Source organism: Herbaspirillum rubrisubalbicans (assembly GCF_003719195.1).
Lineage (GTDB): Bacteria > Pseudomonadota > Gammaproteobacteria > Burkholderiales > Burkholderiaceae_D > Herbaspirillum > Herbaspirillum rubrisubalbicans.
Genome location: NZ_CP024996.1, coordinates 1,946,221 through 1,965,032, shown reverse-complemented (window position 1 = coordinate 1,965,032; position 18,812 = coordinate 1,946,221). Strand labels below are relative to the sequence as shown.

General features: G+C 59.7%; 22 protein-coding genes and 2 tRNA genes. 9 read left to right on the top strand and 15 right to left on the bottom strand.

Annotation, left to right across the window (positions count from 1 at the left end; genetic code table 11):
* The first annotated feature begins 351 nt into the window (after positions 1 to 351).
* Together htpG and RC54_RS08795 are read left to right on the top strand one after the other, a co-directional pair.
* Complete coding sequence (gene htpG / locus RC54_RS08800; RefSeq protein WP_058895033.1) at positions 352 to 2,262, top strand: molecular chaperone HtpG; 1,911 nt, start codon at positions 352 to 354, stop codon at positions 2,260 to 2,262.
* Positions 2,263 to 2,398: 136 nt separating this feature from the next.
* Positions 2,399 to 2,926 (top strand): FUSC family protein, encoded by a 528-nt coding sequence (locus RC54_RS08795; RefSeq protein ID WP_058897526.1) that lies wholly within the window; start codon positions 2,399 to 2,401, stop codon positions 2,924 to 2,926.
* Positions 2,927 to 3,024: 98 nt separating this feature from the next.
* Here the strand turns inward: RC54_RS08795 and RC54_RS08790 are convergent, their stop codons facing one another.
* The 3 genes from RC54_RS08790 to RC54_RS08780 all read right to left on the bottom strand — a co-directional run bounded on the left by RC54_RS08790 (position 3,025) and on the right by RC54_RS08780 (position 4,902).
* A complete protein-coding gene (locus RC54_RS08790) occupies positions 3,025 to 3,477 on the bottom strand; it encodes an outer membrane lipoprotein (protein ID WP_058895032.1) in 453 nt (150 codons plus the stop codon).
* Positions 3,478 to 3,640: 163 nt separating this feature from the next.
* Positions 3,641 to 4,114 (bottom strand): Mpo1 family 2-hydroxy fatty acid dioxygenase, encoded by a 474-nt coding sequence (locus RC54_RS08785; protein ID WP_061789343.1) that lies wholly within the window; start codon positions 4,112 to 4,114, stop codon positions 3,641 to 3,643.
* 38 nt (positions 4,115 to 4,152) lie between these two features.
* Positions 4,153 to 4,902, bottom strand: coding sequence for an SDR family oxidoreductase (locus RC54_RS08780; RefSeq protein ID WP_061789344.1), 750 nt, complete (start codon positions 4,900 to 4,902; stop codon positions 4,153 to 4,155).
* Between the two features lie 208 nt (positions 4,903 to 5,110).
* Here RC54_RS08780 and RC54_RS08775 point away from each other — a divergent pair, with 208 nt between their 5' ends.
* A complete protein-coding gene (locus RC54_RS08775; RefSeq protein ID WP_061789381.1) occupies positions 5,111 to 5,611 on the top strand; it encodes a DNA-deoxyinosine glycosylase in 501 nt (166 codons plus the stop codon).
* A 15-nt stretch (positions 5,612 to 5,626) separates the two neighbouring features.
* On the opposite strand, the gene RC54_RS08770 is transcribed toward RC54_RS08775, so the two are convergent.
* The gene (locus tag RC54_RS08770) at positions 5,627 to 5,896 is read right to left on the bottom strand and encodes a Txe/YoeB family addiction module toxin (protein WP_058895029.1); all 270 of its coding nucleotides are present in this window, start codon (positions 5,894 to 5,896) and stop codon (positions 5,627 to 5,629) included.
* The gene (locus RC54_RS08765) at positions 5,893 to 6,147 is read right to left on the bottom strand and encodes a type II toxin-antitoxin system Phd/YefM family antitoxin (protein WP_017450694.1); all 255 of its coding nucleotides are present in this window, start codon (positions 6,145 to 6,147) and stop codon (positions 5,893 to 5,895) included. Before RC54_RS08765 ends, RC54_RS08770 begins: the two co-directional genes overlap by 4 nt.
* A 61-nt stretch (positions 6,148 to 6,208) precedes the next feature.
* On the opposite strand from RC54_RS08765, the gene RC54_RS25075 reads away from it, so the two are divergent.
* A complete protein-coding gene (locus RC54_RS25075; protein ID WP_156481280.1) occupies positions 6,209 to 6,439 on the top strand; it encodes a hypothetical protein in 231 nt (76 codons plus the stop codon).
* 53 nt (positions 6,440 to 6,492) lie between these two features.
* Here the strand turns inward: RC54_RS25075 and RC54_RS08760 are convergent, their stop codons facing one another.
* Positions 6,493 to 7,308: a MetQ/NlpA family ABC transporter substrate-binding protein gene (locus RC54_RS08760; protein WP_058895028.1), complete on the bottom strand. Its 816-nt coding sequence runs from the start codon at positions 7,306 to 7,308 to the stop codon at positions 6,493 to 6,495.
* Positions 7,260 to 7,487 (bottom strand): hypothetical protein, encoded by a 228-nt coding sequence (locus RC54_RS25070; RefSeq protein ID WP_164471173.1) that lies wholly within the window; start codon positions 7,485 to 7,487, stop codon positions 7,260 to 7,262. Before RC54_RS25070 ends, RC54_RS08760 begins: the two co-directional genes overlap by 49 nt.
* 3 nt (positions 7,488 to 7,490) lie before the next feature.
* Here RC54_RS25070 and RC54_RS08755 point away from each other — a divergent pair, with 3 nt between their 5' ends.
* From RC54_RS08755 to RC54_RS08745, 3 genes are all read left to right on the top strand, one after another.
* Complete coding sequence (locus RC54_RS08755) at positions 7,491 to 8,321, top strand: class I SAM-dependent methyltransferase (protein WP_174526085.1); 831 nt, start codon at positions 7,491 to 7,493, stop codon at positions 8,319 to 8,321.
* Between the two features lie 160 nt (positions 8,322 to 8,481).
* Positions 8,482 to 8,557: transfer RNA gene (locus RC54_RS08750), tRNA-Lys, on the top strand.
* 70 nt (positions 8,558 to 8,627) lie between these two features.
* Positions 8,628 to 8,703: transfer RNA gene (locus RC54_RS08745), tRNA-Lys, on the top strand.
* Between the two features lie 67 nt (positions 8,704 to 8,770).
* Here the strand turns inward: RC54_RS08745 and RC54_RS08740 are convergent.
* Entirely contained in the window at positions 8,771 to 9,229 is a 459-nt protein-coding gene (locus tag RC54_RS08740) for a helix-turn-helix domain-containing protein (RefSeq protein ID WP_231739047.1), read from the bottom strand.
* Positions 9,230 to 9,285: 56 nt separating this feature from the next.
* Between RC54_RS08740 and RC54_RS08735 the strand changes: the two genes are divergently transcribed.
* Positions 9,286 to 9,480: a hypothetical protein gene (locus tag RC54_RS08735; RefSeq protein WP_058895025.1), complete on the top strand. Its 195-nt coding sequence runs from the start codon at positions 9,286 to 9,288 to the stop codon at positions 9,478 to 9,480.
* Between the two features lie 59 nt (positions 9,481 to 9,539).
* On the opposite strand, the gene RC54_RS08730 is transcribed toward RC54_RS08735, so the two are convergent.
* From RC54_RS08730 to RC54_RS08705, 6 genes are all read right to left on the bottom strand, one after another.
* Complete coding sequence (locus RC54_RS08730) at positions 9,540 to 10,346, bottom strand: alpha/beta fold hydrolase (protein WP_058895024.1); 807 nt, start codon at positions 10,344 to 10,346, stop codon at positions 9,540 to 9,542.
* A gap of 176 nt (positions 10,347 to 10,522) precedes the next feature.
* Positions 10,523 to 11,251: an ABC transporter ATP-binding protein gene (locus tag RC54_RS08725; RefSeq protein ID WP_061789346.1), complete on the bottom strand. Its 729-nt coding sequence runs from the start codon at positions 11,249 to 11,251 to the stop codon at positions 10,523 to 10,525.
* 2 nt (positions 11,252 to 11,253) lie between these two features.
* Positions 11,254 to 13,221: a branched-chain amino acid ABC transporter ATP-binding protein/permease gene (locus tag RC54_RS08720; RefSeq protein WP_058895023.1), complete on the bottom strand. Its 1,968-nt coding sequence runs from the start codon at positions 13,219 to 13,221 to the stop codon at positions 11,254 to 11,256.
* Between the two features lie 4 nt (positions 13,222 to 13,225).
* Positions 13,226 to 14,116 (bottom strand): branched-chain amino acid ABC transporter permease, encoded by an 891-nt coding sequence (locus RC54_RS08715; RefSeq protein ID WP_017450685.1) that lies wholly within the window; start codon positions 14,114 to 14,116, stop codon positions 13,226 to 13,228.
* Between the two features lie 169 nt (positions 14,117 to 14,285).
* Positions 14,286 to 15,437, bottom strand: a complete 1,152-nt coding sequence (locus RC54_RS08710) for an ABC transporter substrate-binding protein (protein WP_058895021.1) — start codon at positions 15,435 to 15,437, stop codon at positions 14,286 to 14,288.
* 160 nt (positions 15,438 to 15,597) lie between these two features.
* A complete protein-coding gene (locus RC54_RS08705; protein WP_058895020.1) occupies positions 15,598 to 16,023 on the bottom strand; it encodes an acyl-CoA thioesterase in 426 nt (141 codons plus the stop codon).
* Between the two features lie 374 nt (positions 16,024 to 16,397).
* Between RC54_RS08705 and RC54_RS08700 the strand changes: the two genes are divergently transcribed.
* On the top strand, positions 16,398 to 18,074 hold the full coding sequence (locus RC54_RS08700; RefSeq protein ID WP_061789347.1) for an electron transfer flavoprotein-ubiquinone oxidoreductase: 1,677 nt from the start codon (positions 16,398 to 16,400) through the stop codon (positions 18,072 to 18,074).
* 77 nt (positions 18,075 to 18,151) lie between these two features.
* Here the strand turns inward: RC54_RS08700 and RC54_RS08695 are convergent, their stop codons facing one another.
* Entirely contained in the window at positions 18,152 to 18,727 is a 576-nt protein-coding gene (locus tag RC54_RS08695) for an NUDIX domain-containing protein (protein ID WP_061789348.1), read from the bottom strand.
* Positions 18,728 to 18,812 lie beyond the last annotated feature (85 nt).

The following is an 18,812-nucleotide window of genomic DNA, read 5'->3' as shown; positions in this document are numbered from 1 at the left end:
AACCGGGGACTCATCTTCTTTTTCTTGGCGAGTACCGGCTTGCACTTCTGTTCGATCAGTCGACCGAATTTATTACATTTTTGTCAAAATAATTCTAACACTGCCGGATTGCAACTCAATTACAAAGAACAGCAAAAAGTCGTTTAATTTCAATTGACTTGATAAAAGCCAACATTGGCAAAAATGGTCAGTTTGTTGACTTGATGCCGTCGAGAAACAAATCCAAGCAGTCGCGGCGACAAAAACTGTAAAAATTGCAGTTGAAAAACCCCTAGTCTCTCCCTATATCCAGCCCACAGGCGATTGCCTCTGTCTATTTCACTCATTCATTTCTTCAATAAGGACATAAACATGGCATCCGAAAAACAGACCATGGGCTTCCAGGCCGAAGTCAAGCAACTGCTGCAGTTGATGATCCACTCGCTGTATTCGAACAAGGAAATCTTCCTGCGCGAGCTGGTCTCCAATGCTTCCGATGCGGCCGACAAGCTGCGCTTCGAAGCCATCAACAATGGCAGCCTGTTCGAGGACGACCCGGAACTGAAGATCAAGATCAGCTTCGACAAGGCAGCGCGCACCATCACCATTTCCGACAACGGCATCGGCATGAACCGTGACGAGGCCATCTCGCATCTGGGCACCATCGCCAAGTCGGGCACCAAGGAATTCTTCTCGCGCCTGTCGGGCGACCAGCAAAAGGATGCCGCCCTGATCGGCCAGTTCGGCGTGGGCTTCTATTCCGGCTTCATCATCGCCGACCGCATCACGGTCGAGACGCGTCGTGCCGGCACCCCGGCTTCCGAAGGCGTGCGCTGGGAATCCGAAGGCGCGGGCGACTTCTCCATCGAGCAGATCGACAAGCCGGGCCGTGGCACCGACATCATCCTGCACCTGCGCGAAGGCGAAGATGAATTCCTCTCCTCGTGGCAACTGAAGTCCATCATCCGCAAGTATTCCGACCACATCTCCCTGCCCATCCTGATGAACAAGGAAGAATGGGACGAAGAGAAGAAGGAAACCGTGCAGAAGGACGAGCTGGAAACGGTCAACCAGGCCAGCGCCCTGTGGACCCGCAGCAAGTCGGACATCACGCCCGAACAATATGAAGAGTTCTACAAGCATGTCTCGCACGACTTCGGCGCCCCGCTGGCCTACACCCACAACCGTGTGGAAGGCCGCAGCGAATACACCCAACTGCTCTACATCCCGGCGCGCGCCCCGTTCGACCTGTGGGATCGCAACAAGCGCGGCGGCATCAAGCTGTACGTCAAGCGCGTGTTCATCATGGACGATGCCGAGCAGTTGATGCCGGTGTACCTGCGCTTCGTCAAGGGCGTGATCGATTCGGCCGACCTGCCGCTGAACGTCTCGCGCGAAATCCTGCAGGAGTCGCGCGACGTGCGCGCCATCCGCGACGGTTCGGCCAAGCGCGTGCTGAGCCTGCTGGAAGAGCTGGCCAATAGCGAAGAGCAAGCGCAGAAGGACAAGTACACCACCTTCTGGACCGAATTCGGCCAGGTGTTGAAGGAAGGTATCGGCGAGGATGCAGCCAACAAGGAACGCATCGCCAAGCTGCTGCGCTTTGCCTCCACCCACAATGACAGCGATGTGCAGAATGTTGCGCTGGCCGATTACGTGGGTCGCATGAAGGAAGGCCAGGACAAGATCTACTACGTCACCGCCGAGACCTACCAGGCCGCCAAGAACAGCCCGCACCTGGAAATCTTCCGCAAGAAGGGTGTGGAAGTGCTGCTGCTGACCGACCGCGTGGATGAGTGGATGCTGTCCTTCCTGACCGAGTTCGAAGGCAAGGAACTGGCGTCGGTCGCCAAGGGTGGGCTGGACCTGGGCAAGCTGGAAAACGAAGCCGAGAAGAAGCAGCACGAAGAAACCCAGGCCGAGTACAAGGAGCTGGTCGAGAAGATGAAGACCGCCCTGGGTGACAAGGCCAAGGAGGTGCGCGTGACCTTCCGCCTGACCGATTCCCCGGCTTGCCTGGTGGCCGATGAAAATGAACTGTCCGGCAATCTGGTGCGCATGTTGAAGGCCGCTGGTCAAGCGGCGCCGGAGTCCAAGCCTACCCTGGAAATCAACCCGGACCACCCGCTGGTGCAGCGTCTGAAATATGAAGAAGCGCGCTTCGATGACTGGTCGCACATCCTCTACGACCAGGCTCTGCTGGCCGAAGGCGGTGCACTGGCTGACCCGGCCAGCTTCGTCAAGCGTCTCAACGACATGCTGCTGGCCATGGCTGCGAAGTAAGTATCTTCATCTGTTGCAACATGCCTGCCGGCCTCGTTGGCCTGGCGGGCAGGAACGCCGCCCGCCGGGAGTCCGCAGGCGGCGTTTTCATTCATATCGGCTTGCAGCCACGATGCTGGCTGGTTACCATCGGCCCATGGAATTGCACTTCATCAATCCGCGCAAGAATGCGCTGGCCTACCTGATCAAGATTCTCTCCGGCTGCCTGATCCTATGGTACGGCTTGCGCTCGCTGGGGATCGCAGAGCCCTACTGGGCCATGATTTCGCTCATCATCGTGACCGAGCCGGACATGACGGTGGCCAAGGCCAATTTCCGGGCGCGAGTCATCAATACGATCTCCGGTTGCATCGTCTCCTGCATTGCGCTGGTACTGTTCGGCCCGACCTTCATGGCCATGCTGGTCGCCCTGACGGCGGCCGTGGTGGTGGCCATGCTGCTGCAGAACTATCCCAGCAACTGGCGCCTGGGGCCGGCCACGGTGGTGATCCTGCTGTCGGCGGCCTTTACCGGCAATGGACTGCACGAGGAACTGCACCTGGCCTTCATGCGCGTGGGAGAAGTGCTCATCGGCAGTACGGTGGCGCTGTTGCAGACAGTGGTCTACATGTGGTGGCTGAAGCTGCGCAAGCCTGCGGGCGGGGATGAAGCGGGTAGCCCCTGACGTCACGAAAGAAATGAACGAACGCCTAGCCCAATCGGAAGGAATGGACGAAAAAAAAGCAGGACCGCAGTCCCGCTTCTTCCTGTGCGATCAGCCGATCAGTGCGTCACGCGGGTGGTACGACCATTGGACAGCAGACGCACGCGCTCGCCGACACGGAAAGGTTCGTCCGCATCCTGGGTGATGGCGCGCAATTCGCCATTGTCCAGGCGCACGGTGATTTCCAGGCCCGGACGGTTGTTCAGGTGCGCTTCGGCCTGGTTGCCCAGCACGCCACCGGCCAGGGCGCCGACGATGCCGGCGGCCAGGGCGCCGTTGCCGCTGCCGATGTTGGAACCGGCCGCGATGCCGCCCAGTGCTGCACCGCCCAGGGTACCGATACCGGTCGAACCCTTGTCGATGGTCACGTTGCGGATCGATTCGACCACGCCCATGCGCACGGTCTGTTCACCTTGGGCCTGACGGGTGTTGTAGACGCTGGCCGAGTTGGGGGTCACTGCGCAGCCGGCTACCAGGGAGCCCAGCGCTGCGATCACAAGCAATTTCTTCATACAAAAACTCCGACTGATAACTGAAGTTGGCCCATCTGCGGGCGGCATGGAATTCGTGCATCCGCGCGAACGCGTCATGATCGCGTGTTTGGCGCCGATGCGGGCAATCCGTTACATCTTAATACAAAGCTGCACAATTACGGAAATGCGGGACATTCCGTCTTCAATACGTGATATGCCAACGCCTATACAGAAATGCCAGCACGAACAACGGCCCCACCAGCAGGAAACGCAAGTCCTCGAAAAAAGAGGGCTTCTTGCCCTCGATCCGGTGGCCGATGAATTGTCCGATCCAGGCCAGCACGAACACCACCGCCGACACCGGCAGTACCGCCCCCAGCGGGAGGCGTGCCAGCAGCACCAGCATCAGCGCCGACATGGCCAACATGCCTACCGCAAACGGGGGCGACAACCGCAGGTAATACGCCAGGGCTGCCGCCACCACCAGCAGCGACACGGCTGGCGAGATCATCCAGCACAGCCCCAGCAGCGAAAACACGATGGCCGGCACGCAGACGCAGTGGATCAACTCGTTCATGGGATGGCGATGATGCTCGGCATAGCGGGCCAGCAAGGCGTCGATGGGACGTTGGGAAGCGGTGATATCGGTGCTGTTGGTGCTATTGGTGCTATCCATGGCGGGCTCCCTGCTGGAAAGTAGATGCGTCTAGAGCCTCAACGACCACCGGAGACATCGATGAAGGTCCCGGTAGCATAGGAGGACTCGTCCGAAAGCAGCCACAGGATGGCGTGGGCGACTTCCTCGGCGCTGCCGCCGCGCTTCATCGGCACGGCATCCTTGAGGCGATCGACCCGGCCGGCCTCGCCGCCGCTGGCGTGGATATCAGTATAGATCAGGCCCGGGCGCACGGCGTTGACGCGGATGCCCTCGGCTGCCACTTCCTTGGCCAAGCCGACGGTGAAGGCATCGATGGCGCCCTTGGAGGCGGCATAGTCCACGTATTCGCCCGGACCGCCCAGCTTGGCCGCCATCGAAGAGAGATTGACGATGGCGCCGCCCTGCCCGCCGTGGCGGGTGGACATGCGCTTGACCGCTTCGCGCGCGCACAGCAGGCTGCCGGTGACATTGGCTACCAGCACGCGGGTGATGCGCTCGGCACTCATGGCGTCCAGCCGGGACTGGTGCTCCAGGATGCCGGCATTGTTGACCAGCGCGGTGACGCGGCCCAGTTGCTGGTCGGTGGTGGTGAAGATGCGCAGCACGTCCTCTTCCTTGGAGACATCGCCGGCCACCGTGATGGCTCTGCCTCCTGCTGCACGGATCTGCCCCGCCACCGCCTCGGCCGCCTCGCGGTTGGAAACATAGTTCACACATACCGCGTAGCCGCGTTGGCCTGCCAGCCGCGCGGTCGCCGCGCCGATGCCACGGCTGCCGCCCGTGACGATGATGACCTTGTCCGTCATGTTCTGTCTCCTTCGTATGAATGCCCGGCCGCCATGACGCCGGGCGTGATTAGGCTAAGATGTACATTTTGCCGCAAGCCTGCCTCCTGTGCAGCGCCGAAGTGCTGGCGGGCTTGCTGAACTTTTTTTCATCCCACCGTCCACCATGCCTGTCCGCAAACCCTCGGCCACGTCCCCCGTCCCCCTTGCTTTCATCCCTAGCGATCCCTTGCTGGCCAGCTTTGCGCCGGTGGTGGCGCGCGACACCCGCACGCTGATCCTGGGTAGCCTGCCGGGGGCGGCGTCGTTGGCGAAGAGCCAGTATTACGGGCATCCACGTAATGCGTTTTGGCGGCTGGTGGGGGATGTGCTGGGTCTGGACCTCTATGCGATGGATTACGAAGATCGCCTGGCCACCTTGCTGGCGCATCGCATCGGCTTGTGGGATGTGATCGCCCAGGCGCGGCGCATCGGCAGCCTCGATAGCGAGATCAGGGATCATTCGGGTAATGATTTGCTGGCGTTGATCGCGACCTTGCCAGATCTGCACACTATTGCCTTCAATGGGGGAACCGCCGGGAAAATCGGGATGAAGGCGCTAGGTGAGCAGGCGAGGAAATACCGGGTATTGCTGCTGCCTTCGAGTAGTCCGGCCTATGCGGCGGTGTCTTATGCGCAGAAGCTTGAAGGCTGGCAGCAGGCTCTCAACCTGACGTCTGCCAATACCTGACGCCGCAACAGCAAGCTATTCGTAATGATATCGGCAAGACACGATATTGAGCTGAGTGTCCGTTGCTTCATATACGAGACGATTCACATCACCAATTCGACGTGACCAGAAGCCGGAAAGATTCGCCTTCAGAGGTTCTGGCTTACCGATACCGTCGAAGGGAGTGCGCTGCGCCTCCCGAATCAATTGATTGATACGCTTGAGGGTCTTGCGATCCTGCGTTTGCCAATACTGATAGTCGTCCCACGCTGCAGCGGTGAACATGATATTGCGGCTTGCCGTCATGGCTCGCCGAGCATCTTCTCTTTAAGCTTGCCAGCGCGCAATTGGGCTATCGATTTTTCCAGATGCGCGACGTTGGCGGGTGAGCGCAGAAGATGAACGGTCTCCATCAGGCTATCGAAGTAATCCTGAGACATTAACACCGCATTGGGCGCATCACGTCGGGTAATCAGGGTCACATCTGCATCTTCGACGACGCGGTCGATCACGCTCTTGAGATTGCTGCGGGCATCAGTAAAGTGGACGGTTCGCATGATAGGACTCGCGACGGTGAGTGAATGCGTTTCATCCTAGCACACGTACAGAATATCGTACATGTTATTCATCTTCCAGCTGCGCATCGTACAGCGCTCATTTGCGGAAGAACAGATAATCATAGAACTCCCCCGAAAACCCTCCATTGAAGATCAAATACTGCAAGACCTTCGCAAAAAACACGATGGCGCCAAAGACGATGGCCAGTTTCAGGCAGAGGATGAGATTCTTGAGCATGGCGCAAGTGTAATGGAGCCGACGGCCCCTGCGCACCAACGCAGCAGGAAGTGAGCGTAAAAAACCGCCCGGCCGAAGGCGGGCGTTTGCCACCGGGCACAAGTCACTCAGAAGGCCGGCACCAGCGAACCCTTGAACTCGGTTTCGATGAACTTGCGCACTTCTTCCGAATGGTAAGCCTGCACCAACTTCTTCACCCAGGGCTGATCCTTGTCCTGGACGCGGGTGGCGATGATGTTGGCGTAGCGACCGCGCGGATCTTCCACGGCGATGGTGTCCTTCTGCAGCGACAGGCCGGCCTTGTAGGCATAGTCATTGTTGATCGAGGCGGCGGCCAGGTCGTCCAGCGAACGCGGTAGCTGGGCGGCATCCAGTTCGATCAGCTTGAGCTTGCGCGGGTTATCGATGATGTCCAGCGGGGTGGCGTTGATACCGTTTTCACCCACGCCCGGCTTGAGCTTGATCAGGCCCGCCTTCTGCAGCAGCAACAGCGCCCGGTTGCCATTGGAAGGGTCGTTCTGGATGCCGATGGTGGCGCCGTTGGGTAATTGGTCCACCGACTTGAACTTGCGCGAATAGATGCCCAGCGGCGCCGTGATGGTCAACCCCACCGGGACGATCTTGTAACCGCGCGCAGCGATCTGGCTTTCCAGGTAAGGACGATGCTGGAAGGCGTTGGCATCGAGATCGCCCGCAGCCAGCGCGGCATTGGGCTGGAGGTAGTCGCTAAAAACCACGGTCTGGATCTCCAGACCATCGCGTGCGGCGACTTTCTTGACGACCTCGAAAATGGCTTCGGCACTGCCGACCGAGATGCCGACCTTGATCTTGTGCTTTTCCTGCGCACCGGCACCTTGAGGGGTCAGGGCCAATGTCAGCGCAGCAGTGGCGGCGATGCGCTTGATGATTGCAGCCAAATGCATGTGAACTCCGTGAATGATGAGGACAGCATCGTCACATGCGAGCCCAGGCGACAGAAGGAATGAATCTGCATGTCGATATGCACAAAATGCGTCCAAGCCGCTGACCAGGGGTCAGGCAAGGTATCATTCGGCATCCGCAAGCGCTGCCCTCTTTGCAGCGCCGCATCAGATTCATTCATATCATGCTCATCAGAAGAAAATCCATCGAAGCCCAGGCCAATACCAAGGCTGGTCCCAACCGCCGTCGCCAACAGCTGGAGGCCGATGCCAGCAAACCCCGCAAGCCGAAGTACGCGCCGGTGACGCTGTCCGAACTGGAGGGGGTGCGCTACCTTCACTTCGGTACCGAATGGGTGCAAGGGGCGATGCGCATCCGCAAGCCCGACTGGATCGAACTGGAATACGCGCAACAGATGATGGCGTGGATGCTGTTCAATCGCACGCCGCGCCACATCGTGCAACTGGGACTGGGCACCGGGGCGCTGACCAAGTTCAGCTATCGGCAATTTCCCCAGGCGCAAGTCACCGCGGTGGAACTGAACCCGGCCGTGATCACGATCTGCCACAGCATGTTCAAGCTGCCCGAACCGGATGAGCGACTGATGATCATCGAAAGCGATGCCCTGGATTTCATCATCCATGCGGCCAGCCACGGCATCATCGATGCGCTGCAGGTCGATCTCTACGACGCCACCGCGCGCGGGCCGGTGCTCGATACCCCGGAGTTCTATCAAGCCTGCTACGACAGCCTGGCACCAGGCGGGGTGATGACGGTCAACCTGTTCGGCGACCATCCCAGCTATGCCAAGAACCTGCGGGCGATGGAATATGCCTTCGATACCGTGGTGTCATTGCCGGAAGTTCATGATGGCAATGTGGTGGCGCTAGCATTCAAGGGGCAGATCGAATTCGACATTCCCGAGCTGTATGCCCGTGCCGCCTTGATCGAAGCGCAGACCAAATTGCCGGCCAAGTCCTGGGTCAATGGCATCAAGGCAGGCCTGTCAGCATAAATAACCGGCGCAAACCGGCTTGGGCGTGACATTGGTGACGGCGGACGACGAAAAGATAAAATATTTTGATCTTTTTTCAAAAAATGCTTGCGTTGACCACCACCCCCTCCTATAATGCGCTCTCTCTTGCAGCACTGAAGCAACAACGAAGTGCAGCAACGGGGCGTTAGCTCAGCTGGTAGAGCAGCGGACTCTTAATCCGTAGGTCCACAGTTCGAATCTGTGACGCCCCACCAAAATTTCAAAAGGCCTCCCGTACCGAGGCCTTTTTCACTTCCATGTCTACCTGAATTCAGGCAGGGCTTCGGGGCGTTAGCTCAGCTGGTAGAGCAGCGGACTCTTAATCCGTAGGTCCACAGTTCGAATCTGTGACGCCCCACCAATCAAGAAAAGCACCACGAGAAATCGTGGTGCTTTTTTGCTTTGCAGGCCCTGCTCGGCCCGCTGCGTCACCGATCTTCCTGATTGTCGCCCCCGCCCTCTATCTGCCCCACCGGTACCTTGCGCTGACGCCCGGGACGGGTGCGCTTGGCGTCGCTGGCGGCGGGGAAGTCGCGCTTTTTCTTGGCCGCCTTGGACATCTGCGACAGGCCGGTCAGTAATTGCACCAGCGCGCTACGCATTCCCGCATCCACGGCGCGGAAGCAGGACAGCAATTCACTCTCCTCCAGACTTGGCGTGGCGCCTCTGACGCCGGTCAGCACATAGGTGACGTCGATGCCGATCTCCCCCAGGCCATGCAGATAGTAGGCATCCGGTGCCGTCTCGCCGATCTCGTACTTGATCTGCGTGCGCGCCGTGATCTCCAACTGGTCCGCTACCGATTTTTGGGTGTGGCCGCAGCGACCGCGTTCTTCGGCCAGACGATCACCAAGTATTGTTAAAAATTCACTTTTATTCGATGACATATGAAAAGGACCTCTCCTAGAATATTGCTCTCAGTCCAACAGCGAGGAGACATCTTATGGCACACAAGCAACAAAACGAACGCCTGACCGCAAAAGGGTCCACGCGTCTGGTGAAATTTCGACTTAATGAGGCCGAGTTCGAACAAGCGACCCGGTTGGCGAGCCAAACTTACCGGTCCCGGGCGCTTTTCGTGCGCACCATGTATCTGCTGGGATTAAAGGAATATCAACGCGAGCATCCGCTGGATTGAGATGCATCTGACCAAGCGGACCAAGCAGATGGAAAGCAAGAAGGGATGAAGGCGCCGTGTCAGAAGACGCCGCAACGCAGCAGGAAATCGGCGGTGGCCTGCAACACCTGTTGCGGCTGCTCCCGATGCGGGACATGGCCGCACTGCGCCAGCACCTGATACCGGCCTTGACCGGAAAAAGCCGCCGGCAGGCTGGCGATCATGCGTGGATGAGCCAGACTGCCGTACTCATCCAGATCGCCGTGCAAGGCCAGCACCGGGCATTGCAGACGGGCCAGCATGGGCGCCAGCGACCAGTCGGCAAAGGCAGGTGAGCGCCAGGTATCGATCCAGGCCGACAGTACCCAGCGGGCCTGCTGCATATCGTTGCCATGATACTTCGCCAGCCGCACCAGTTGCTCCGGGTCGGCGAAACGGGCGGCAGCTTCCCCAATCCCTCGCAGGGTCAGCTCTTCCACGAAGGCCTGGGCCGCTTCGGTGATGACGCCCAGCACATACTGCGGCATCTGCGCGGCCGCCGACACGGCCATGCCGCCGCCGACGCTATGACCAAACAGCACCACCCGCTTCACCCCGAAGTGTTGCAAGATCGCTTCCAGCCAGGGCCGGGCTTCGCCTTCAATGAACCCCAGTGGCAGCCGGTCGCTGCGTGCCGAGGACAGGCCGAAGCCGTGACGGTCGTAAGCAATGACCGGGCAAGCGGTGCGCTCGACCAGGCGCGCAGGAAAGTCGCGCCACAAGGCCACTGATCCCAGGGAGTCATGCAACAGGACGATGGCAGGACGGCCTGCAAGCTGCTGCCCCCACAGGCAGGCGTGCAAGGACACGCCGTCCACGTCTATATGCACATTCTGCTGCCCGGACATCACCCGCTCCTTCGCCAGCTACCAAAGAAAAGGCGCACCGGGGGGTGCGCCTGAATCAGCCTTCAAGGGGTATTGCTCCCCCTTAATATACCGGACACGCTGTCAGCTTACGCGACGTGCGAGCCCCAGTATCACGCCAGGTGGCGCATGGCTGATGTCTGTCTGACCGCTGCCCATCAGTGATGCGCACCACCGCCAAGATAGGCGGCCTTGACCGCCGGGTCGTTCTGCAGCTTGTCGGCGGGTCCGTGTACGGATATCTTGCCATTCTCCAACACATACCCGTAATCCGCAACATTGAGCGCGGCGGCAGCGAACTGCTCCACCAGCAACATGGTCACGCCCTGCTCCTTCAAGCGCGAGATGATGCGGAAGACTTCATCAACCAGGATAGGCGCCAGGCCCATCGATGGTTCATCCAGCAGGATCACTTCAGGATTCAACATCACCGCGCGCGCCATGGCCAGCATCTGCTGCTCGCCACCGGAGAGCGTGCCGGCCAGTTGGACCTGCCGCTCTTTCAAGCGCGGGAACAGTTCCAGCGCGCGCTCCAGGTCATGCGCGATATCCCCCTTGGGACGCGCCCGGGTAAAGCGAGGGAAGGCGCCCAGGAGCAGGTTGTCGATCACGCTCATGGTGGCGAACACGCGCCGGCCTTCGGGCGAGTGGGCCAGCCCGAAGCGGGCGATCTTGTGCGAATCCAGACCGGTGATGTTCTTGCCGCCCAGCGTGACTTCCCCGCCCTTCGGTTTGATCATGCCGGAGATGGCGCGCATGGTGGTGGTCTTGCCGGCGCCGTTGGAACCGATCAGGGTCACCACCTTGCCTTTGGGAACGTCCATCGAAATGCCATGCAGCACCTCGACCTTGCCGTAAGCGGCGTGCAGATTGGAAATAGTCAGCATGTTCAGGCTCCCGCGGGGCTGGATGGGTTGTCATGGGCATCGCCTGCGCCACTGCCGAGGTAGGCTTCGATGACCTTGGGGTCAGCCTGGACCTGGGCCGGCTTGCCTTCGGCGATCTTCTGACCGAAGTCGAGCACGGTGACGGTATCGCAGATGGACATGACCACGTCCATGTGGTGTTCGATCAGGATGATGGTGATGCCGGCTTCGCGGATCTTGCGGATGATGGCAACGAGTTCCTTGATGTCCGGCGCAGTGAGGCCAGCGGCCGGTTCGTCCAGCAGCAACAGACTCGGATTCAAGCCCAGCGCACGGCCGATTTCCAGCAGGCGCTGCTTGCCGTACGGCAGGTTGCGCGCCTCTTCATTGGCCAGGTTGGCCAAGCCGACAAACTCCAGGATGGCGGCGGCGCGTTCCCGTGCAGCCTGCTCTTCCCGGACGTAACGGGGCGTATTGACCATCACATCGACCACATTGCTGTTGAAGGTGTGATGCAGGCCGACCAGCACATTTTCAGTGGCCGTCATTTCACCGAACAGTTGCACGTTCTGGAAAGTCCGCGCCACGCCGCCTAGGGCGATGGCCGAGGGCACATTGCCGGAGATCGGACGGCCATCGTATTCCACCACACCATCGGTGGGACGGTAGATGCCGGTGAGCACGTTCATCATGGTGCTCTTGCCCGAGCCGTTCGGGCCGATCAGGCCGTGCACGGTTCCCTTGCGTACGTCCAGGTCAACCCGGTTCAGGGCCTTCAGGCCGCCGAACTGCATCAGGATCTGGTTGACCTTCAACAGCGTGGCTCCCTGATCCTTGACCGAATCGGTGGTGATGACGGCGCGTTCCTTGTCACCGGCGATCTGCTGCGCCACCGGCACATGCTTGGTGAGCAAGCGACCAAACAGGTTGCGGCAGAAGCCGACGATGCCATCCTGCAGGTAATACACCACGAACAGCGTCATCAGACCAAAGATAGTCAGGCGCCAGTCGGTGATATTTTCCAGCTTGTAGGAGAAGGCCGCCATGGCGATGGTCGCCACCACCGGCACGGCCACGCCGCGCACAGTCTTGGTCTTGCGCGCCACTTGCACGCCAGCGCCCACCACCACGATCACCGCCAGCACGGTGGCGATCTGGCGGAATAGCGCGATATCGGACAACAGACTGGGCAGCATCACCACGATGAGCGCACCGATGAGCGAGCCGATGCGCGACTTGCGTCCCCCCATGATCACCGCCAGCAGGAACAGGATGGTCAGCTCGAAGTTGTAGGTATTGGGCGAGATGTACTCTTCCGAATACGCATACAGGGCACCCGAGAGACCGGCCAACGCGGCGCTGATGATGAAGGCATAGACCTTGTAGCGATACACCGACACGCCCATGCAATCGGAAGCGATCGGGCTGTCACGCAGGGCCTGGAACGCGCGCCCCAGGTTGGACTTGAGGATGCGATGCACCACCAGCATCGAGATCACCATCAGGGCCGCGACCAGATAGAAGAACTGCACTTCGCTCATCTTCTCGCCGCCGATCATGGGCTTGTGCAGCTTGATACCCATCGGGCCTTCGGTGAGGAAGGTCATCTCGTTGATCAGGATCTGGATGATGGTGCCAAAGGCCAGCGTCACCATGGCCAGGTAAGGACCAGTCACGCGCAAGGCCGGCAAGGCCAGGATGGCACCGAACACTGCCGTGACGGCAATGGCGGCCGGTACCGTCACGAAGATCGGCATCCCCAGCTTGAAGAACAGCACGCCGGCCGCATACGAGCCGATGCCGAACAAGCCAGCATGACCCAGCGAGACCTGGCCGGTATAGCCGACCACGATATCCAGTCCGAACAGCAGGATGGCGTAGATCAGGATGGTTTCGATCAGGTGCAGGTAATACGGGTTGTGCACCACCATGGGAATGCCGCCCAGCGCGACGATACCCAGCAAAGACAGGAGCAGGATTTTCTTGTTCATCGCATCAGACCTTCTTGATCGCAGTTTTGCCGAACAGGCCCGCAGGTTTCACCGCCAGGACCAGCAGCAGCAGCACCAGTCCCGGGACTTCCTTATAGCCGGTGGAGATATAGAAGCCGGTCACGGTCTCGGCCACGCCCAGGATCAGGCCGCCGACGATGGCGCCCATGCCCGAGGTGAGGCCACCGATGATGGCCACCGCAAAGGCCTTCAGTCCCAGTGCCGCGCCCATGGTGGCGCCGGTTAAGGTCAGCGGGGCCACCAGCACGCCGGCGAAGGCGGCAGTGGCGGAAGACAGCGCATATGAAAAAGTGATCACCATGCTGGTATTGATGCCCATCAGGCCCGCCGCATCGCGGTCGTTGGAGGTGGCCACCACGGCCTTGCCGTAGATGGACTTGCGATTGAACAATTCGACCGCCGCCATGATGAGCAAGGCGCCGATCACCACCAGCACCTGCATGGGTTGCACGTTGGCCCCGAAGACCTGGAACGGGGTACCCGAGATCGGCGTGGGAAACGGCAGGTCGTCCTTGCCCCAGATGTTCTCGGCGACGTTCTTGAAGATGATGGCCAGGGCGATGGTGGACATGATCCAGCCGAATTCGGACTTGATCTTGATGGCCGGACGCACACCGATCCACTCCACGAACATGCCTTGCAAGGCGCCAAAGACCAGCACGATGGGAATCATCAGCCAATAATTGAGATAGGGCCCGCCGTGGATGTTGCCCACCACGGAAAGCCCGACCAGGGCGCCCAGCATCAGGGCTTCACCCTGGCCGAAGTTGAGGGTGCCGGAGGTGGCAAAGGTCAGTTGGTAACCGAAGGCGATGACGGCATAGATCATGCCCAGCGCGATCCCGGAGAAGACCAGTTGTAAGAGGATATCCATTGTATTTCCCAAGAAGCGGCTACCGCCGGGTGGCGGCGTAGAGCTGCAACGATCCTGCGGCGCCGACGTCGGGCCGTTAAAAAATCGTCAACAGATCGTGTAAAAAAGGCCAGCCCCCGGATCGCAAGGACTGGCCTCTTCGACTACTGTGCGTGAAGCGAGTCGAGTCTTATTTGCCGAGGATGACGCGGCCGTTCTTGACCTCGCCCATCACGACCATGCTCGCCTTGATGGCTTCGTGATCGTCGTGGGTGAACGGTTTGTCATAGGTAGTGACCACGCCTTCGACCTTGGTGTTCAGGTTTTCCAGCGCAGCGCGGACCTTTTCGCCATCGGTGCTGCCAGCCTGCTTGATGGCAGCGGCCAGCAGCAGGATGGAGTCATAGCCTTGGGCAGCCGAGACGGCCGAGGGCATACGATCGACCTTGTAGGCCTTCTGGTAGGCCTCGATGAAGGCCTTGCGCTTGGGCGTATTGCCGTCCTGGATGAAGGTTTGCGGCATCCGGGCGCCATTGCCGTTCTTGCCGGAGTTATCGATGAAGTTACCCATGGACAGCGGCCAACTGCCGATGATGGGCACGTGCCAGTTCAACTTTTCCATGCCGTTGGCGATCTGCGCCAGTTCCGGGCCGATGCCGTAGGTCAGCACGGCCTGGGCGCCGCCCTGCTTGGACTTGAGCAACTGGGCCGTCATATCGACGTCCTTGATGTTGTACTTCTCGACGGCCACCGGGGTGACCTTCTTGTCGGCCAGCACCTTCTCCAGGTCTTCGCGGCCGAGCTGGCCGTAGTTGGTGGAGTCGGCCAGGATGGCGACCTTGCTGAACTTCTGCTTGTCCACCGCTTCATCGGCGATCATCTTGGCCTGGATCTTGTCGGCGGCCGAGGTGCGGAAGATGTAGTTATCCTTTTCCTTCTCGAACTGCTTGGTGATCACAGTGCCGGTGGCGACGTTGTTAATCACCGGAATCTTGGCTTCCTGGTAGAAGCGCTGCGAGGCCAGGGCCACGCCGGTGTTGATGAAGCCGACGGTGGCGACCACCTTTTCCTTGTTGATCAGTTCCTGGGCGATCTGCACGCCGCGTTCGTTCTTGGCCTCATCATCGCGCTCGACCAGTTGAATCTGGCGTCCCAGCACGCCGCCGGCGGCATTGATCTCGGCCACGGCCAGCTTGACGCCGTCGCGCATGGAAACCCCCATCGGCGCCGAACCACCGGTATAGGGGCCGGAAACACCGATCTTGATCGGATCGGCCGCCTGCGAAGTGAGCGCCAGGCTCATCAGGGCAGCCGCAACAAAGGCTTGGGTCTTGTATGTCATGTCATCCTCCAGAATGTAGTTGTTGGCTAGCTCATCGCAGACGGGCTATGCGCTTTTGGATATCCGCTCGCTGTGAAACGAATTCTCCGCTCCCTCCGCTCTGTGGCGGTTCCTTGCGGGAGTGTCGGGCCGATTCTGTGCCAGTTTCCTTGCGCCAAACTTACAAGCTTGTCAGGAGCTGTCGCAGCCTCTCGGGCAACGCAGTGGATTTTTCTTTCTCGAAATCGACCCAGACGATCTTTGCAGCACCATCAGCATAAATGATCTGTTCATCGACAGCGTCGCGGATGACATACGTAGTTTCCACACTCGTGCGCCCCACATGGCCGGCGTTCATCTGCACGGCAATGGTGGCGGGATACTTCATCTGACGCCTGAAATTGCAGTGGGCATTGACGATCACCGGGCCTTCCAGGCCGGCAATGGTGGGGCCGAACACCTCTTCCAGCCACTCGATGCGGCACTGCTCCATGAAGCGGAAATAGATGGTGTTGTTGACATGACCGAAGGCATCCATATCCCCCCAGCGGATGCTCTGGCGAGAGATATATAACTGCTTCGGTGCGGCCTGTTGGTGAGGGCTCATGGCTGGTCCTTTCCGGTTTGATTCATCTATGAATGAAATTTTTTTCATGCGCCAGCGGGCGGGCTTGTCGCGTTTCCGACGCAAAGAGGATATGAAGTGTTGTTCAATGGTGCTGAGGTGCTCGACCAAAATCCCATAAAATACGGCACTTCCGCACGGCCCCTCCGGCTTGATGCAATTTAGACAATTTAGGCAATATTGGGTAAATCGATCGGCCAGCGGGCTGCTTTGCAAACGTTGTTTCAGTAATGATTGTCGAAAAGTGAATAAAAAGCCCGGCGAAATGAGCGCTGCCCTCTAGCGTTCCTTCGAAAAATACTTAACAATAGCACGATCGTTCGAAAAATAGGCAGTTCACATCACACGGGACACCCATGACTTCTACTCAAGACTTGCTCGCACAATACGGCCCTCGCGAATCGATGGAATATGACGTAGTCATCGTCGGCGGCGGCCCGGCCGGCCTGTCGGCGGCGATCCGCCTCAAACAGCTGGCCGCCCAACAGCATCGTGAAGTCGCAGTGTGCGTGCTGGAAAAAGGTAGCGAAGTTGGCGCCCATATCCTCTCCGGCGCCGTGATGGACCCGCGGGCGCTGACCGAGCTGATTCCTGACTGGAAGGAACAAGGCGCACCGTTGCACACGCCGGTCAGCGAAGACCGCTTCCTGTTCCTCTCCGCTACCAAGGCCTACAAGACGCCCAACTGGCTCTTGCCCACCTGTTTCCAGAATCACGGCAATTACGTCATTTCGCTCTCCAACGTCACCCGCTGGCTGGGCCAGCAGGCCGAGGCGCTAGGCGTGGAAATCTTCCCGGGCTTCCCGGCGGCCGAAGTGCTCTATCACGAGGATGGCTCGGTCAAGGGCGTAGCCACCGGCAACCTGGGCATCAACAAGGAAGGCGAACCCACCGCCGAATTCCAGCTCGGCATGGAGTTGCACGCCAAGTACACCTTCTTCGCCGAAGGGGCGCGCGGCCACCTGGGCAAGCAAGTGATCGCCAAGTACCAACTCGATGAAGGCCGCGATCCGCAGACCTATGCCATCGGCATCAAGGAGCTGTGGGAAGTGAAGCCGGAAGTGCACCAGCCCGGCCTGGTGGTGCATACGGCCGGCTGGCCACTGCCGCATGACACCTATGGCGGCTCGTTCCTGTATCACCTGGAAAACAACCAGGTGGCGGTCGGTTATGTGGTCGGACTGGCCTACCAGAATCCTTACCTGTCGCCCTTCGAGGAATTCCAGCGCTACAAGACCCACCCGGAAATCCGCAAGTTCTTCGAAGGCGGTAAGCGCCTCTCCTATGGCGCCCGCGCCATCACCGCAGGCGGCGTGCAGTCGCTGCCCAAGCTGGTATTTCCGGGGGGCGCCCTGCTGGGCTGCGATGCCGGTTTCCTCAACGCCTCGCGCATCAAGGGCAGTCATGCTGCGATCAAGAGTGGGATGCTGGCCGCCGAAGCCGCCTTCCAGGCGCTGGGCGAGAACCGCCAGGGCGACGAACTGGCGGCCTACCCGGCCGCCTTCGACGCCTCCTGGCTGAAGGAAGAATTGCACAAGGCGCGCAACTTCAAGCCTTCGATGAGCCGCGGCCTGGTCAGCGGTACGCTGCTGGTGGGCATCGATCAGGTACTCTTCGGTGGCAAGGCACCGTGGACGCTGCGTCATACCCATGCCGACCATGAATGCCTGCGCCCGGCCTCGGACTTCGCACCCATCGTCTATCCTAAGCCGGACGGCAAGCTGACCTTCGACCGCCTCTCTTCGGTGTTCATCTCCAACACCAACCACGGGGAAGACCAGCCGGCCCACCTGACCTTGAAGGATAAGAATGTGCCGGTGCAGATCAACCTGGCCAAATATGCTGGCCCGGAAGCGCGCTACTGCCCGGCAGGCGTCTATGAATTCGTCAAGAACGAGGACCATTCCGACCGCCTGCAGATCAATGCGCAGAACTGCGTACACTGCAAGACCTGCGACATCAAGGATCCAACCCAGAACATCGTCTGGGTGACGCCTGAAGGTGGTGGCGGGCCGAATTACTCGGGCATGTAAGCAGCAGCCCTGCCCCGCTTAGAAAAAACAAAGCCGCATCCTCGGATGCGGCTTTTTCATGTCGGCGGACTTTGGCTTCAGATGCCGGCAGGACGCTCGGGCGGCATCCAGCTGCCGTTGACGATCTTCTCCAGCCAGAACACACCGATGACCGTCTTCACATCGGTAATCTGGCCATTGCGCACCTGTTCCAGCAGCTCGGCCAACGGCGCCTTGTAGATGTCGAGGAACTCACCTTCATCCAGTTGCCGCTCCCCTTCCTTCAGGCCACGCGCCACATACAGCACCAGGTGCTCATCCGAATAGGCAATGGCATTGTGGATGGTGCAGACGTATTGCCATTGGCTGGCGGTATAGCCGGTTTCTTCCTGCAGTTCGCGCTTGGCGCAGTCGAGGCTGTCTTCACCCGGATCGAGCTTGCCGGCCGGGAATTCGATGAAGACGCGATCCAGCGGATAGCGGAACTGGCGCTCCATGAGCACACTGCCATCATCGAACAAGGGCAGCACTGCAACGGCACCGGGGTGCTTGATGTATTCGCGGGTAGATTCCTTGCCATCGGGCAGCACGATGGTGTCCTTCTGGACTTTGAGGAAGTGGCCTTCGTAGACCCGGTGGCTGTCTTTCTGCGTCTCTTTGAGGTGGGCGTCCATGATATGAGCGTGGCTAGAGGTGAGGATGAGGAGGCGGCTGGACGCGCCTAAATGCGGCGGCCCAAGGAAAAAAGGCGCCGATGCA